The organism is Vibrio sp. D431a, from assembly GCF_030248655.1.
Taxonomy (GTDB): Bacteria; Pseudomonadota; Gammaproteobacteria; order Enterobacterales; family Vibrionaceae; genus Vibrio; species Vibrio alginolyticus.
The window spans coordinates 1-1826 of record NZ_JAHGAP010000080.1 but is presented as its reverse complement, the minus strand read 5'-3'; the positions used below and the strand labels follow the sequence as shown (position 1 = coordinate 1826).

Genomic DNA, 1826 nt, shown 5'->3' with positions numbered 1-1826 from the left:
CTTAATCACTTAAACCAACGCATAGTAAAAATGCCACGCGTTGCGAATCACTCTTGAACAGTTTGTTATGTACCTTAGACGTGTAGACACTATATACACTTGTATGTATATTCTACATTAACTTACCTATAGAGATAACTGCCATGAGTGCTGGAATTTTAATAGAAAACTGTACAAACTGTAGAGTTATAGGTGGCAGCATCAGTGGCTTCGATGCGGCTATAGTTGCAAGAGACTCACGAGGGATTAGCGTCAAAGGCATGTCAATGAATACCAAAACAGGTATCGATGCTGAAAACTGTACAGAGCTGAACTTTTCAAACAATCAACACCGAAGCATTAAACAGAATTACTCATATTTCCCACATGAAATCCAGATAAGTAATAACACCCACCTGTCTATTCCAATGTTTTATGCGCTTAATTATTTACGCGCCATGAAATACAATCCATATAAATAGGACCCTCGGTATGACAATGTTCAAGCTCAAAAATTGTGACGATGTCACATTAACCAAAAACGAAACTACATCAACTGAATTTCTCGAAGCTGAGAATACTACAAATATTAAAGCGAGCGAAAATAAAGCAGGATTCAATTTTGCAAAAGACAAACTAATTCAAGAACTAACGGACATTGTAAACTCATTAAAGGACGTTGAAGACGCTGCTAGTTTAACAAGCAATATAGAAGACCTCACTGATGAACTAAACGAAGACCAGCCTACTCAGAGTAAGGTTAACAAATGGCTCACACGAATTTCGCAAACAGCAGATACCGTCAAACTGTCTTCTGACACGATAGAAAAGATCAGAGCTGCAATAGTATCAGCTAAATTATTGGTGACATCGCTTAACTAATAGATACTCTAATCATTGCCATTTGTACTAAATGAATAAGGCACATAACGCCCAATTAAGGTGTGAGGCACGCAATACGATGCCCCCGCATACCACCTTATTCACTTAAACCAACGCATAGTAAAAATGCCACGCGTGCCGAATCACTCTTAAATTGTTTGTTAGTTGCCCATCTCAAAGCCTAGTGCTAACATTTGTACACACACCAACAAAGGAATAAATCATGGACACTAGAATTCAATTTCGTGTTGATGAAGAAACAAAACGCCTAGCTCAACAAATGGCTGAGAGCCAAGGTCGCACTCTGAGTGACGCATGCCGTGAACTTACTGAGCAACTTGCTGAACAACAAAGAAAAACATTGTCTCACGATGCATGGCTAACTGAACAAGTAAATCTAGCATTTGAGAAGTTTGACTCAGGAAAGTCCGTTTTCGTTGAGCACCAAAATGCTAAATCTCGAATGGAAGAGCGCAAAGCCAGAATCCGTAATCGAGGTAAGCAATGATTTTATGGGAAGAAGAGTCACTTAATGATCGTGAAAAGATCTTCGAGTTTCTCTATGACTTCAACCCTGATGCGGCAGAAAAAACTGACAACCTCATTGAAGCAAAAGTAGAAAACTTGCTTGAACAACCTTTAATGGGCGTACAACGAGATGGTATCCGCGGACGATTACTCATTATTCCTGAGATTTCGATGATTATCTCTTACTGGGTCGAGGGAGATATCATCCGAGTTATGCGTGTACTCCACCAGAAACAAAAATTCCCTACGGATTGATTGCTTCCTCTGGGGAACTAACGCCGCATTAAGGTGTGAGCAACGCGACCACAGACCTAAACCTTACCACCGTAAACACGAAACCCAACGATGGAATGAAAAATGCCAAGCGTTGGGAATCACTCTTAAATGCTTTGTTATGTTAATTTTTTGATGAGAATTCAACTTCTTGAGGTGTGTTT

Annotated in this window: 4 protein-coding genes; all 4 read left to right on the top strand. The window is 39.7% G+C overall.

Annotation, left to right across the window (positions count from 1 at the left end):
- Window positions 1–143: 143 nt before the first annotated feature.
- The 4 genes from KJB35_RS28015 (at window position 144) to KJB35_RS28000 (ending at window position 1644) form a co-directional block, all read left to right on the top strand.
- A complete protein-coding gene (locus KJB35_RS28015) occupies window positions 144–461 on the top strand; it encodes a hypothetical protein (protein WP_213906424.1) in 318 nt (105 codons plus the stop codon).
- 10 nt (window positions 462–471) lie between these two features.
- Window positions 472–861, top strand: a complete 390-nt coding sequence (locus KJB35_RS28010) for a hypothetical protein (protein ID WP_268207097.1) — start codon at window positions 472–474, stop codon at window positions 859–861.
- A gap of 223 nt (window positions 862–1084) precedes the next feature.
- Window positions 1085–1369 carry a type II toxin-antitoxin system RelB/DinJ family antitoxin gene (locus KJB35_RS28005; protein WP_005487956.1) on the top strand — a complete coding sequence of 95 codons (285 nt, stop codon included), beginning with the start codon at window positions 1085–1087 and terminating at the stop codon, window positions 1367–1369.
- Window positions 1366–1644, top strand: a complete 279-nt coding sequence (locus KJB35_RS28000; protein WP_005377065.1) for a type II toxin-antitoxin system mRNA interferase toxin, RelE/StbE family — start codon at window positions 1366–1368, stop codon at window positions 1642–1644. The genes KJB35_RS28005 and KJB35_RS28000 overlap by 4 nt, the downstream gene beginning before the upstream one ends.
- Window positions 1645–1826 lie beyond the last annotated feature (182 nt).